The organism is uncultured Brevundimonas sp., from assembly GCF_937870815.1.
Lineage (GTDB): Bacteria > Pseudomonadota > Alphaproteobacteria > Caulobacterales > Caulobacteraceae > Brevundimonas.
Window position 1 is genome coordinate 1 of sequence record NZ_CALMZS010000012.1, and the last position, 12,563, is coordinate 12,563.

General features: G+C 71.1%; 12 protein-coding genes, 1 tRNA gene and 1 pseudogene. 9 read left to right on the top strand and 5 right to left on the bottom strand.

Going from position 1 to position 12,563, the window contains the following annotated elements; all coding sequences use genetic code 11:
* Positions 1–31 precede the first annotated feature (31 nt).
* The 3 genes from Q0588_RS00910 to Q0588_RS00920 all read left to right on the top strand — a co-directional run bounded on the left by Q0588_RS00910 (position 32) and on the right by Q0588_RS00920 (position 1,810).
* Positions 32–121 (top strand) — tRNA-Ser (locus Q0588_RS00910).
* A 127-nt stretch (positions 122–248) separates the two neighbouring features.
* Positions 249–1,208: a hypothetical protein gene (locus tag Q0588_RS00915; protein WP_298742921.1), complete on the top strand. Its 960-nt coding sequence runs from the start codon at positions 249–251 to the stop codon at positions 1,206–1,208.
* Positions 1,209–1,231: 23 nt separating this feature from the next.
* Positions 1,232–1,810, top strand: coding sequence for a fasciclin domain-containing protein (locus Q0588_RS00920; protein WP_298742923.1), 579 nt, complete (start codon positions 1,232–1,234; stop codon positions 1,808–1,810).
* A gap of 219 nt (positions 1,811–2,029) precedes the next feature.
* Here Q0588_RS00920 and Q0588_RS00925 read toward each other — a convergent pair whose 3' ends face one another.
* From Q0588_RS00925 to tpiA, 3 genes are all read right to left on the bottom strand, one after another.
* Positions 2,030–3,682 (bottom strand): CTP synthase, encoded by a 1,653-nt coding sequence (locus Q0588_RS00925; RefSeq protein ID WP_298742924.1) that lies wholly within the window; start codon positions 3,680–3,682, stop codon positions 2,030–2,032.
* Between the two features lie 89 nt (positions 3,683–3,771).
* Entirely contained in the window at positions 3,772–4,194 is a 423-nt protein-coding gene (secG, locus tag Q0588_RS00930; RefSeq protein WP_298742925.1) for a preprotein translocase subunit SecG, read from the bottom strand.
* Between the two features lie 164 nt (positions 4,195–4,358).
* Positions 4,359–5,108, bottom strand: a complete 750-nt coding sequence (tpiA, locus tag Q0588_RS00935; RefSeq protein ID WP_298742926.1) for a triose-phosphate isomerase — start codon at positions 5,106–5,108, stop codon at positions 4,359–4,361.
* A gap of 142 nt (positions 5,109–5,250) precedes the next feature.
* On the opposite strand from tpiA, the gene Q0588_RS00940 reads away from it, so the two are divergent.
* Both Q0588_RS00940 and trpE read left to right on the top strand, forming a co-directional pair.
* Positions 5,251–7,167: a peptidyl-prolyl cis-trans isomerase gene (locus Q0588_RS00940; RefSeq protein WP_298742927.1), complete on the top strand. Its 1,917-nt coding sequence runs from the start codon at positions 5,251–5,253 to the stop codon at positions 7,165–7,167.
* Positions 7,164–8,678, top strand: a complete 1,515-nt coding sequence (trpE, locus tag Q0588_RS00945) for an anthranilate synthase component I (protein ID WP_298742928.1) — start codon at positions 7,164–7,166, stop codon at positions 8,676–8,678. The genes Q0588_RS00940 and trpE overlap by 4 nt, the downstream gene beginning before the upstream one ends.
* Here the strand turns inward: trpE and Q0588_RS00950 are convergent.
* Positions 8,654–8,848 (bottom strand): hypothetical protein, encoded by a 195-nt coding sequence (locus tag Q0588_RS00950; RefSeq protein ID WP_298742931.1) that lies wholly within the window; start codon positions 8,846–8,848, stop codon positions 8,654–8,656. The two genes, trpE and Q0588_RS00950, sit on opposite strands and share 25 nt — an antisense overlap.
* A gap of 102 nt (positions 8,849–8,950) precedes the next feature.
* Here Q0588_RS00950 and Q0588_RS00955 point away from each other — a divergent pair, with 102 nt between their 5' ends.
* From Q0588_RS00955 to trpC, 3 genes are read left to right on the top strand one after another with little or no spacing between them, the layout of a single operon-like run.
* A complete protein-coding gene (locus tag Q0588_RS00955) occupies positions 8,951–9,541 on the top strand; it encodes an aminodeoxychorismate/anthranilate synthase component II (RefSeq protein ID WP_298742933.1) in 591 nt (196 codons plus the stop codon).
* Position 9,542: 1 nt separating this feature from the next.
* Positions 9,543–10,577, top strand: a complete 1,035-nt coding sequence (trpD, locus tag Q0588_RS00960) for an anthranilate phosphoribosyltransferase (RefSeq protein WP_298742935.1) — start codon at positions 9,543–9,545, stop codon at positions 10,575–10,577.
* Positions 10,574–11,365, top strand: coding sequence for an indole-3-glycerol phosphate synthase TrpC (gene trpC / locus Q0588_RS00965; protein ID WP_298742937.1), 792 nt, complete (start codon positions 10,574–10,576; stop codon positions 11,363–11,365). The genes trpD and trpC overlap by 4 nt, the downstream gene beginning before the upstream one ends.
* A gap of 3 nt (positions 11,366–11,368) precedes the next feature.
* On the opposite strand, the gene Q0588_RS00970 is transcribed toward trpC, so the two are convergent.
* Positions 11,369–12,070 carry a hypothetical protein gene (locus Q0588_RS00970; protein WP_298742939.1) on the bottom strand — a complete coding sequence of 234 codons (702 nt, stop codon included), beginning with the start codon at positions 12,068–12,070 and terminating at the stop codon, positions 11,369–11,371.
* Positions 12,071–12,188: 118 nt separating this feature from the next.
* Between Q0588_RS00970 and Q0588_RS00975 the strand changes: the two are divergent.
* Positions 12,189–12,563, top strand: a pseudogene (locus tag Q0588_RS00975) (repressor LexA); the annotation flags it as partial.

Sequence of the window (12,563 nt, forward strand, 5' to 3'; positions counted from 1 at the left end):
GCGCTATGCGGCGGTTCCGCCCGCAGGGTACGGACAGGTGGCCGAGTGGTTTAAGGCAGCGGTCTTGAAAACCGCCGCAGGTGCAAGCCTGCCGTGGGTTCGAATCCCACCCTGTCCGCCACGTCGGCCGGGCCGGCGGCCCGGCTCGCAGGTCGCCTGCGAACTTTCGAGGCGTTTCCCTCCTCATGCCCTTTCAGGAACGGCGTCCGGCGCCGGGCGTTGAGCGGGGTACACGAGAGGATTCTCCGATGAACAAGATCATTCCCGCCGCCGCCGCTATCGCCATCGCCTTCAGCCTGCCGCTGGCGGCCGAAGCCCAGAACCACGGTCAGGGCAAGGGTCGCGAACACGCCCAGGAGCATGGCGGCGACCACGACGACGACAGGTCGGTCCGCGGACGCCGCGGCGATGACGCCGGCGAGGCCCGGGGGCGCGGCCCGGAGCGGGCTGGCCGGGATGTCCGGCGCGGCGCTCCGGATGTGCGCGAACTGGCGCGCGGGCCGGACCCGCGCGGCCCCGGACGGGTGCGCGACCGGGACGATGATCGCGACGACGATGACCGGGTTCGTCCGCGCGGGGAGCGGGGCCGGAGTCCCGTGGCGCTGGTCGACGGCAGCGACGACCTTGACCGCGCCGTCCCCGGGCGCGGCCTGATCGCCGGCTGCCCCCCGGGGCTGGCCAAGCGCAACAACGGCTGCCTGCCGCCGGGACAGGAGCGCAAGATCGCCGCGGGCGGCTATGACTGGCTGTGGAACCGCGGCCGCGAGGCGAACTGGCGCTATGACGACGGCTATCTCTACCGCCTCGACCGGAGCGGGTCGGTGGCCGGTTGGCTGCCGGCCCTGGGCGGCGCCCTGGCCCCCGGGGCGGTGTGGCCACGACAGTACGGCTATCAGCCCGTGGCCCCCTATCAGGCCGACTATTTCCGGCTGCAGGATCCGTACGACTATCGCTACGCCGACGGCGCGCTGTTCGGCGTCGATCCCAGGACCCAGGCCATCACCCAGGTCGTCGCGCTGCTGACCGGCCAGCCGATCACCGTCGGCCAGCCGATGCCGGCCGGGTACGACGTCTACAATGTCCCCTACGCCTACCGGAACCAGTACGCCGACAGTGCGGAAAGCATCTACCGCTACAACGACGGCTACGTCTATCGCGTCGACCCGACCACCCAGCTGGTCCAGGCGGCGATCCAGCTGCTCACCTGATTTCGCTCCGGGAGACACCAGACATGCGAACCATCATGCGCCGGGCGTTGACGCCCCTCGCCGTCCTCCTGCTGGCCGCATGCGGCGGCGACAACGAGGCCGAGGGCGAGGCCGCCGGGCCGGCCGCGCCGTCGTCCCGCACCCTGGCGGCGACGCTGGAGGGCGAGAGCGGCTACGGCGCCCTGGGCCGGGCGGCGGCCAACGCGGGGCTCGGCGACGTGCTGGAAGGGGTCGGACCCTACACCCTGTTCGCCCCGGCCGACACGGCCTTCTCGGCTCCCGGCGCCCCGGCGGACCTCACGACCGAGGCCCGGCGGGCCGAAGGCGCAGCCCTGCTGCGGGCCCATATCGTCCCCGGCGCCCTGACCCGCGCGGACATCGACGCGGCGCTTGAACGGGATGCCGACGGCAACGTCCAGCTGCGCACCGTGGCCAACACCCTGCTCACCCTGTCGCGTGACGGAGGGACCGTGGTGGTGACCTCTGAGAGCGGCGCGCGAGGCCGCCTGACCGGCGAGGAGCGCCTGGCCAGCAACGGTGTGCTGCAGCCTGTCGACGGCCTGCTGGTCGGACCGGCCCAAGGCGCCGCTCCTGCGGCGTAACGGACCTGTTCAGCAGCGCGGCCGGCGCCGATGTCATGGCGCTGACGCGGTTCGAGGCGTATCATAAAACGGCGATCGGGGAGGCCGCCATGTTCGAGTCCCTGCGTTGCGCCCGCAAGGGTCATCTGTTCGTCGACAGCCGAAGCCAGCCGGGAACGCAGGTGTGCCTGCGCTGCGGCCGGCGGCAGCCGTTCGATGGGCTTGAGCCGCCGCCCCGGCCTAAACCAGCCGACTCTGCACCACGGCGGCCTCGATGAAGCCGGCGAAGAGCGGGTGGGGCGCGAAGGGCCGGCTCTTCAGCTCCGGGTGGTACTGGACGCCGATGAACCACGGATGGTCCTCGCGCTCGACCGTCTCGGGCAGGACCCCGTCGGGCGACAGGCCGGCGAAGGTCAGGCCGGCCCTCTGTTCGATCGCCTCGCGATAGTTGATGTTGACCTCGTAGCGATGGCGGTGGCGCTCGCTGATCGTCGTCGCGCCATACATGGCCGCGATCTTCGAGCCGGGCTTGAGGGTCGAGTCATAGGCCCCGAGCCGCATGGTGCCGCCCAGGTCGCCGCCGTGCTGGCGTTTCACCCGTTCGTTGCCCTGGGTCCATTCGGTCATCAGGCCGACCACCGGCTCCGCGGTCGGCCCGAACTCGGTCGAGGAGGCCTCCGGAAAGCCGGCGAGGTTCCGGGCCGCCTCGATCACGGCCATCTGCATGCCGAAGCAGATGCCGAAATAGGGAATGTTGCGCTCGCGCGCGAACCGGGCCGCCTCGATCTTGCCCTCGGAGCCGCGCTCGCCGAAGCCGCCGGGGACCAGCACCGCATGGGCGCCCTGCAGCCGGGCCTCGCAGGCGTCGCGGTCGCCCTCGAAGGTCTCGGCCTCGACCCAGTCGATATTGACCTTGACGTTGTTGGCCACGCCGCCGTGGTGGAGGGCCTCGATCAGGGATTTGTAGGCGTCCTTCAGCACGGTGTATTTGCCGACCACGGCCACCGTGACCTCGCCGTCCGGTTGCAGGCGTCGGCGGGCGATCTCCCGCCAGCGCGACAGATCGGGCGCGGGCGCGTCGGTGATGCCGAAATGGGCCAGCACCTCCGCGTCGAGGCCCTCCTGGTGATAGTCCAGCGGCACGGCGTAGATGTCGGCGGAATCCATGGCCTGGATGACGCCGCTCTCGCGCACATTGCAGAACAGGCCGATCTTGCGCTTCTCCTCGGGCGGGATCGGATATTCGCAGCGGCACAGCAGGATGTCGGGCTGGATGCCGATCGAGCGCAGCTCCTTGACCGAGTGCTGTGTCGGCTTGGTCTTCATCTCGCCGGCGGTCTTGATGAAGGGCAACAGGGTCAGGTGGACGAAGCACGACTGGCCGCGCGGCAGATCCTGGCCGAGCTGGCGGATGGCCTCGAAGAACGGCAGGCCCTCGATGTCGCCGACGGTGCCGCCGATCTCGACCAGGACGAAGTCGACCTCCTCGCCGTCATCGGTCAGGGCCGGGGTCAGGCAGAACTGCTTGATCTGGTCGGTGACGTGCGGAATCACCTGCACGGTGGCGCCGAGATAGTCGCCGCGCCGCTCCTTCTCGAGGATGGTCGAATAGATCCGGCCGGTGGTGATGTTGTCCGACTTCGCCGCCGAAACGCCGGTGAACCGCTCGTAGTGGCCGAGGTCGAGGTCGGTCTCGGCGCCGTCGTCGGTGACGAAGACCTCGCCGTGCTGATAGGGGCTCATCGTGCCCGGATCGACGTTCAGATAGGGGTCGAGCTTGCGCAGACGCACCTTGTAGCCGCGCGCCTGCAGCAGGGCGCCGAGGGCGGCGGAGGCGAGGCCTTTTCCCAATGAGGAAACCACGCCGCCGGTGATGAACACGTAACGGGCCATGGGAGATCACTCTACCGCCGATTCGGGCGGCCTGCTGCGGAGACTATGGGGGCGGGAGAGGAAGGCGGGGACAAGCTCCCCGCCCATTCCTATTGCGCCGGCGCCGGTTGGGCCGGGGCGGGCTCGGCCGCCGGCGCGGCGCCGAGGAAGTCGTCGAGCGACGGACCAGCCGGTTCGGCCGGAGCCGTGGCGGGCGCGTCGGTGGCCGGGCTTTCCGCATCGGCGCCGGCCGCCGGCGCGACGAGAGCCCCCACCGCGTCTGGATCGACGATCGACTGGCGCGAGCGGCTGACGTTGCCGACGATGGTCAGGCCGATGGCGCAGGCGAAGAAGGCGACGGCCAGCCACCAGGTCGTCACCGTCAGCAGGTTGCCGGCCCCGCGCGCGGTCATGAATCCCGACGGACCGCCGCCCATGCCCAGCGCCCCGCCTTCGGAGCGCTGAAGCAGGATCACGGCGGCGAGCGCGACCGAGATGAGGATCATGGCGACGAGGAGAATGGTCTGGAGCATGGCGGCCGATATGTGTGGCGCGCAGCCGCGCCGATCAAGCGGCGGCGTCTATCATTGATGGGGAGCGGGGGGAAGGAGGCAGTAGGCGGTAGGCGATGGGCAGTAGATGCGCGCCAGCCGCCGCTGTCCGTTTCGGGTCGGTCAGGAGCTTCTCGCCTACCGCCTCAGGCGGCGCGGATGATCGGCAGGAAATCGGCCGCCTTCAGCGAGGCGCCGCCGACCAGGGCGCCGCCGACCTCGGCCGCCGAGAGGATGTCGCGGGCGTTGTCCGGCTTGACCGACCCGCCGTAGAGGATCGGGGCCGCCGCCCCGGCCAGGCCGAGCCGTTCGATGATCGCCTCGCGCACGGCCCGGTGAACCTCCTCGATCTGCTCCAGCGACGGCGTCAGGCCGGTGCCGATGGCCCAGACAGGCTCATAGGCGACGGCGAAATCATGCCCGGAGACGGCGCGGGGCAACGAGTTGGCGACCTGGGCCCGGACCACCTCGACCGCCCTGCCCGCCTCGCGCTGCTCGAGCGTTTCGCCGACGCATACGATCGGGGCCAGGTCGGCCCGGACGGCGGCCTCGGCCTTGGCGGAGACCAGCAGATCGCTCTCGCCGAACTCCTGCCGGCGCTCCGAATGCCCGACGATCACCAGCCGGGCCCCGGCGTCCCTCAGCATTTCCGCCGATATCCCGCCGGTGTAGGCGCCGTGGGTCTCGGCCCGGCAGTCCTGCCCGCCGACCTCGATGGAGCCGCCCCGCGCGGCGGCGGCCATCCGCTCGACCAGGGTGGCCGGCGGGCAAACGGCGACGCGGCAGGCCGCCGGCTGGTCGTCGAGGGAGCGCCGCAGGGCCGCGAACTCGCCCAGGTGCGCAGCCAGGCCGTTCATCTTCCAGTTGCCGACGATCAGCTTCACGGATTGTTTCATCAGGCCTCTCTAGGCGGAGCTATGCGCCAAGCCAAGCCGTCCGGACGGCGCCGATCACGCCATTGTCTTGCCGTGCGGCCCCGTCACCCCCTATAGGCCGAAGCGACTGTCGTCGCCGCCATCCGCCCAGGACCGCTTCCCCATGATCTCCATATTCCGCAATTTCGCGAAGTCGAAGTGGGCGATCGGCCTTCTGGTCCTCGTCGCCCTGGGCCTGCTGGTCACCGGCGGCACGCAGACCGACGTGCTGGGCAGCCTGCAGGCGCCGAAGGTCGTCTCGGCGGGCGACCGCAGCCTCAGCCCGACCGAGTTCCGGACCGAGATGGACCGTCGCCTCGAGCAGCTCCAGACCGAGCAGGGCCGCGCCATCACCTATGAGGAACTGCTGAGCAACGCGCCCCTGGCGGCGATCCTGAAGGGCCGCGCCGAGGAACTGGCCTTCTTCGCCTGGGCCTGGAAGACCGGCATCCGGCCGGGCGACGAACTGGTCCTGCGCCAGATCCGCTCCTTCCCGGCCTTCTTCGATCCGGTCACCAACCGGTTCAGCGAGAGCCTCTACGAGACCAAGCTGGGCGAGGCCAGGATGACGCCGGCCATGCTGGAGCAGGAGATCCGCAACGACTACAGCCGGGCGCACTACGCCTCGGCGCTGGTCGCCGGCCTGCGCATGCCGCGCGTCTATGGGGCGCTCTATGCCAACATCAACCAGCAGAGCCGCGACGGCCGCTGGTTCCTGCTGACCCAGCAGATGGTGGGCACGGCGCCGCGCCCGACCGACGCCCAGCTGACCGCCTTCATGCGCCAGAACGCCGCCGAGCTGCGCACGCCGGAACTGCGATCCGGCACGCTGGTGATCTTCAGGAATCCGGCCGACCAGAACATCGCCATCAGTGAAGAGAAGATCCGGGCCCGCTACGAATTCCGCAAGGACAGCCTGTCGCTGCCGGAACGCCGGTCCTTCACCACCCTGACCGCCCCGACCCGCGCCGCCGCCGAGCGCATCGCCAACGCCCTGCGCGCCGGCCAGACTCCGGCCGCGGTCGGCCAGGCCTATGACCTGCAGCCCGCCAGCTATGACGAGACCCCGCGCAGCGCCATCGGCGATCCGGCCGTGGCCGCCGCCGTCTTCGGCCTGGGCGTCGACGAGGTGTCCGCGCCGGTCCAGGCCCGGGTCGGCTTCGTGGTCGCCAAGGTGACCGCCGTCGCCCCGGGCCGCGAAGTGACGCTGGAGGACGCCCGTGACGAGATCGTCGAGGAGCTGAGGGGCCAGGAAGCCCGCGGAGCCATCGCGCGCCGGGTCGAGGCCTTTGAGGCCGCGCGGCGCGAAGGCAAGAGCGTCGAGGACGCCGTCCGTCAGGTCGGGGCCCGGCTGGCCCCGATCCCGGCCGTGACCCGCGAGGGCCGCAACCGCGAAGGTCAGCAGACCCGGGTGCCGCTCAAGATTCTCGAGTCGATGTGGAGCCTGACCAAGGGCCGCGCCAACGAGCCGGCCGCGCTGGGCGACGGCGACTATTTCGTGGTCCGCGTCGACGACGTGACCCCGGCCGCCATGCCGGCGCTCGAAGATGTGCGGGAGCGGTTGACCGCCGCCTGGATCGGCCGGGAGAACATCCGTCTGCTCTCGGCCCGCTCCGACGCCGTGGCGGCGCGGCTCCGGGCCGGAGAGGACATCGCCGCCGTCGCGGCCTCGGTCGGGGCCACGGTGTCGAGGGGCGCGGGCCTGAAACAGGACCAGGAAACCGTCACCCGGCTCGGCCAGGGAGTCATGGCCGGGCTGTTCAGCGGCCCGGCCGGGACCGTGTTCTCGCAACCGCAGTCGCAGGGCAGCCTGGCCATCGGCCGGGTCGACCGCGTCGCCGCCCCCACCGCCGCCGTGGTCGCCGACGAGGCGCAGCAGTGGCGGGCCCGGCTCGGCCCGGCCAGCGGCGATCCGCTGTTCGCCGCCGCCGTCAGCGCCGCCGCCGAGCGCATGAAGGCGACCTATGACGAGGAGCTCGCCCGGGAAGCCTTGGGCGTCGCCGCGACGCCGGCCGCGCCGGGCGCGCCCGCAGGGCGATGACTTCGGCCGGCGGCCCGGCGTGGCCGGCGTTCGCGTCCGGCTGGGCCGAAGGCCGCGCCCAGGTCGTGGTGCGGCGGCTGGTCGACGACCTCGAAACGCCGGTGTCGGCCTTCCTGAAGGTCGGCCACGGGCGCGCCCACGCCTTCCTGCTGGAGTCGGTGGAGGGGGGCGCGGTCAACGGCCGCTATTCGATCATCACCCGCGATCCCGACGTGGTCTGGCGCTGCCGCGGCGCGCGCGCGGAACTGTGCCGGGGACCGGCCATCGCGGACGGCGCCTACGCCGCCGAACCGGGGGATCCGCTGGCGTCTCTGCGGGCGCTGATCGCGGCTTCGCGGATCGACCTGCCGGAGGACCTGCCGCCGATGGCCGCCAGTCTGTTCGGGGTGTTCGGCTATGACATGGTGCGGCTGCTCGAGCCGCTCGGCCCGCCCAATCCCGATCCGCTGGACCTGCCCGACGCCGTCCTGACCCGGCCTTCGCTGGTGGCCATCTTCGATTCGGTGAAGCACGAGATCGTGCTGGTTTCGGCCGCCTATCCGGACAGCGGCCTGGCGGCGGACGCGGCCTTCGAGGCCGCCGTGGCCCGGCTGAACGCATTCGAGACCGAGCTGCGCGCGCCCCTGCCCGCCATCCCGGCGCCGGTGGAGGCCGCGGTCCCGCCGTTCCACTCGCCGGTCGACGAGCCCGCCTTCGGCGCCATGGTGGCGCGGGCCAAGGACTACATCGCCGCCGGCGACATCTTCCAGGTGGTGCTGAGCCATCGCTTCGCCGCGCCGTGGGCCGGCGACCCGTTCGCCTTCTACCGCTCGCTTCGGCGGCGCAATCCGTCGCCCTATCTGTTCTTCCTCGATTTCGGCGAATTCCAGCTGGCCGGGTCGAGCCCGGAGATTCTCGTCCGCCTGAAGGACGGACGGGTGACCATCCGCCCGCTGGCCGGAACCCGGCCGCGCGGCGAGACGCCGGAGGCCGACCGGGCGCTGGAGGCCGAGCTGCTGGCCGATCCGAAGGAGCGGGCCGAGCATCTGATGCTGCTGGATCTGGGCCGGAACGACGTCGGCCGGGTCGCCGCGCCGGGCACGGTCAAGGTCACTGAAAGCTTCAAGATCGAGCGCTATAGCTCTGTCATGCATATCGTTTCAGATGTGCAGGGCAAGGCCGACCCGCGTCTGGACGCCGTCGACGCCCTGCTGGCCGCCCTCCCGGCCGGGACCCTGTCCGGGGCCCCGAAAGTGCGGGCCATGGAGATCATTGACGAGCTGGAGAGCGAGAAGCGCGGCGTCGGCTACGGCGGCGGGGTCGGCTATATCTCGGCCGGCGGCGAGGCCGACATCTGCATCGTGCTCAGGACCGCCCTGTTCGCCGACGGCAACATCCATGTGCAGGCCGGCGCCGGCGTCGTCGCCGACAGCGATCCGGCCGCCGAATACGCCGAGACCAGGGCCAAGGCGCGCGCGCCGATGCAGGCGGCGGAGGACGCCTGGCGCTATCCGTCCGGAAACGGGGGCTGAGCCGCCGCCGGCTCATCGAAGCGGACGCCCGGCCCGAGCACCATCACCCCGGCCATGAGCATGGCCGCCGTGGCGGCGAGGCCGGCGGCGGCCAGCGCGGCCCACGGGCTGGCGCGCCGGACCGGGGGCGCCAGCAGGGCGCGCGCCCTGTCGATGGTGCTGTCGGCCATGGGAGCCCCTCCGCTGGAGACTCCAGTTCGCCCGGGCATGGTTAACGCAGCCTTACCGTCGCGCCGCTTGGCGCGGGGCGGCGCACCGCCTAGAAGCCCAGCATGATCCTCGTCGTCGACAACTACGACAGCTTCACCTGGAACCTGGTCCACTACCTGGCGGAACTGGGCGCCGAGACGCGCGTGGTGCGCAACGACGACCTGACGGCGGCCGAGGCCCTGGCGCTGAAGCCGGAGGCGTTGCTGCTGTCGCCGGGCCCGTGCACGCCGAACGAGGCCGGCATCTGTCTCTCCCTGATCGACACGGCGCCGCCGGAGATGCCGATCTTCGGCGTCTGCCTCGGCCACCAGGCCATGGGCCAGGCCTTCGGCGGCGACGTGATCCGCGCCAAGAGCCTGATGCACGGCAAGACCTCGCCGATCGAGCATGAGGGCCAAAGCGTCTTCGCCGGCCTGCCCACCCCGTTCATAGCGACCCGCTACCATTCGCTGGCGGTCAAGCGCGAGACCCTGCCGGACGTGCTGGAGGTCACCGCCTGGACCGCCGACGGCGAGATCATGGGCCTCGCCCACCGTACCCGCCCGATCCACGGCGTCCAGTTCCACCCCGAGTCGATCGCCACCGAGCACGGCCACGATCTGCTGGCCAATTTCCTCGATCTGGCGAACATCAGACGCACGGCGATGGTCTGACATGGCGGACGGTTTCAAGCCCCTTCTGGCCGGGCTGGTCGACGGTCGGGTGCTGTCGGATGACGAGGCCCACGCCTTCTTCGCCGCCTGCCTGAGGGGCGAGCCGACTCCGGCCCAGGTGGCCGCCGCCGTCACCGCCCTGCGCATCCGCGGCGAGACGGTGGGCGAGATCGCCGCCTTCGCCAGCGCCATGCGCGAGGCCGCCCTGAGGCTGGATCATCCCTATGAGGTCATCGACACCTGCGGCACCGGCGGCGACGGCCAGCACACCTTCAACATCTCGACGGCGGCGGCGCTGGTGCTGGCCGGGGCGGGGCTGAAGGTGGCCAAGCACGGCAACCGGGCGCTGAGCTCCAGGTCCGGGTCGTCAGACGTGCTGGCGGCGCTGGGGGTCAATCTCGCCGCCACCCCGGCGCAGCAGCGGCGCGCGCTCGACCGGGCCGGCATCGCCTTCCTGTTCGCCCCGACCTACCACGGGGCCATGCGCCACGTCGGGCCGGTGCGCGCCGAGCTCGGTTTTCGCACGGTGTTCAACCTGCTGGGCCCCCTGTCGAACCCGGCCAACGCAAAGCGGCAGGTCATGGGCGTCTATGATCCCCGCCTGCTGGAGCCTCTGGCCGAGGTGCTGGGGCGGCTCGGGGCCGAGCGGGCCTGGGTCGTGCATGGACAGGGGCTCGATGAACTGACGACCACGGGTCCGACCGGCGTAGCCGAATGGAAGGACGGGGCGGTGCGCCGCTTCACCGTCACGCCGCAGGACGCCGGTCTCGCCGTCGCCCGCGTCGAAGACCTGCGCGGCGGCGACGCCGGGGAGAACGCGGCGGCGTTGCGGGCCCTGCTGGACGGCGCGAAGGGGGCCTATCGCGACATCGTGCTGCTGAATGCGGCGGCGGCCCTGGTGGTGGCCGACCGGGCCGCCGATCTGGCCGGGGGCGCGGCCCTGGCGGCGGCGGCGATCGACGACGGCCGGGCCGCGAAGGCGCTGGCCGCGCTGGTCGAAGCCACCAACACCCCGACCGAGGAAGACCCCGCGTGACCGATGTCCTGGCGCGGATCGCCGCCTACAAGCGCGAGGATGTGGCGGCGCGAAAGGCGGCGCTGTCGCAGGACGCCGTCGAGGCGCGGGCGCGCGAGGCGCCGCCGCCGCGGGGCTTCCGGGCCGCGCTGGCGCGCCGTGTCGAAGCCACCGGCCGCCCGGCCCTGATCGCCGAGATCAAGAAGGCCAGCCCGTCCAAGGGGCTGATCCGCGAGGATTTCGATCCCCCGGCGCTGGCGAGGGCCTATGAGCGCGGCGGCGCGACCTGCCTGTCGGTGCTGACCGACGGCCCCGGCTTCCAGGGCGACGACGCCTTCCTCGGTCAGGCGCGCGACGCCACCGCCCTGCCCTGCCTGCGCAAGGATTTCCTCGTCGATCCGTGGCAGGTGGCCGAGAGCCGGGCGCTGGGCGCCGACTGCATCCTGATCATCCTCGCCATGGTCGACGACGCCCTCGCCGCCGAGCTGCTGGCCGAGGCCGGGCGGTTCGGCATGGACGCCCTGATCGAGACCCACGACGAGGCCGAGATGGCCCGCGCCTGCAGGCTGGACGGCGATCTCGTGGGGATCAACAACCGCTCGCTGCGGACCTTCGAGGTCGATCTGGCGGTGACGGAGCGGCTGGCGCCCAAGGCCCCGCCCGAGGCCCTGCTGGTGGCCGAGAGCGGCGTCTTCACGCCGGACGACGTGGCGCGGGCGGCGGCGGCCCATGCCCAGGCCGTGCTGGTCGGCGAGAGCCTGATGCGGCAGGCGGAGGTCGAGGCGGCGACGCGGAAGCTGATGACCTGACGATCAGGCCGCCTTGCCGGTCTTCTGCTTAAAGATGGTCGTGTCGCGCCCCACGTCCGCCGGTGACAGGCCCGCGGAATCCGCGGCAATGCTCTGCACCGATGTCCAGACTTCGTCTCCACGGACCCCTGCGCCCTGGGCGATCAATCCGCCATGGTTCTGGGTCACGGCTTGCCGGGCCAGGTCTCCGACAGTCCTCACCCCTCGTGGAAGGCGACCGCGATCAAGAATCAGCAGGCCGACGCTCAGAACCAGGAGCACCACACCGGCCCAAGCCAATATCCATGCCCGTTCTGCCAGAGCCAGAACGAAGATGATTATCACTCCGAGAACGGACCAGGCGCCGATTGATCCCGCCCGACCTAATCCGGCATGCAATCCTCGAAGACCGCTGTCGCTTGCCAATCGCTGCAGGAAGCGCCTCGGCGCGACCGCGCCATCTGTCGGAAGGGGTGTGGCTGGAGCGATGCGACCTTTCCAGCCTTGGGCGACCAGACCCCGCCGGATGCGATAGAAGGCCATGGAGGTGGCGCAGAGTCCCGGATCGGTGCGCAAACGCGACATAAGCCGCTCATGCAGATCGCCGACCGTCGCTACGGACTGAAGTTCCCCATCGGCAAACCGGAGAGCGAAAGCCTCCTCAACGTCCTCAATGAGGTCGTCGATGCCATCACCATCCAAGCGAAGAGTTGGTTTCACGGCCATGTGGAAAGCATAGCTCTCGGACCGAAGGAGCGCCACTCCGCCGTTAAGTTGACATTAGGCAAGAACACTTACAGAACATCGGCGACGGTTCACGCCTTGTTCTGGACGATTCGACGCCATGCTCACGCGCAAACAGCACGAACTCCTGATGTTCATCCACGAGCGGATCAAGGAGACCGGCGTCTCCCCCTCGTTCGACGAGATGAAGGAGGCGCTGGATCTGGCGTCCAAATCGGGCATCCACCGGCTGATCACGGCGCTGGAGGAGCGCGGCTTCATCCGCCGGCTGGCGCACCGGGCGCGGGCGCTGGAGGTGGTCAAGATGCCGGACCAGGCCACGGCGGGCGCGCCGCGGGGCCGGGCGGGCTTCACCCCCGGCGTCATCGAGGGCGGCGGCCGTCCGCAGGCGATCGAGGCGGCCAACGACACCCGCGAACTGTCGCTGATGGGCAAGATCGCCGCCGGCACGCCGATCGCCGCCATCGAGCACGAA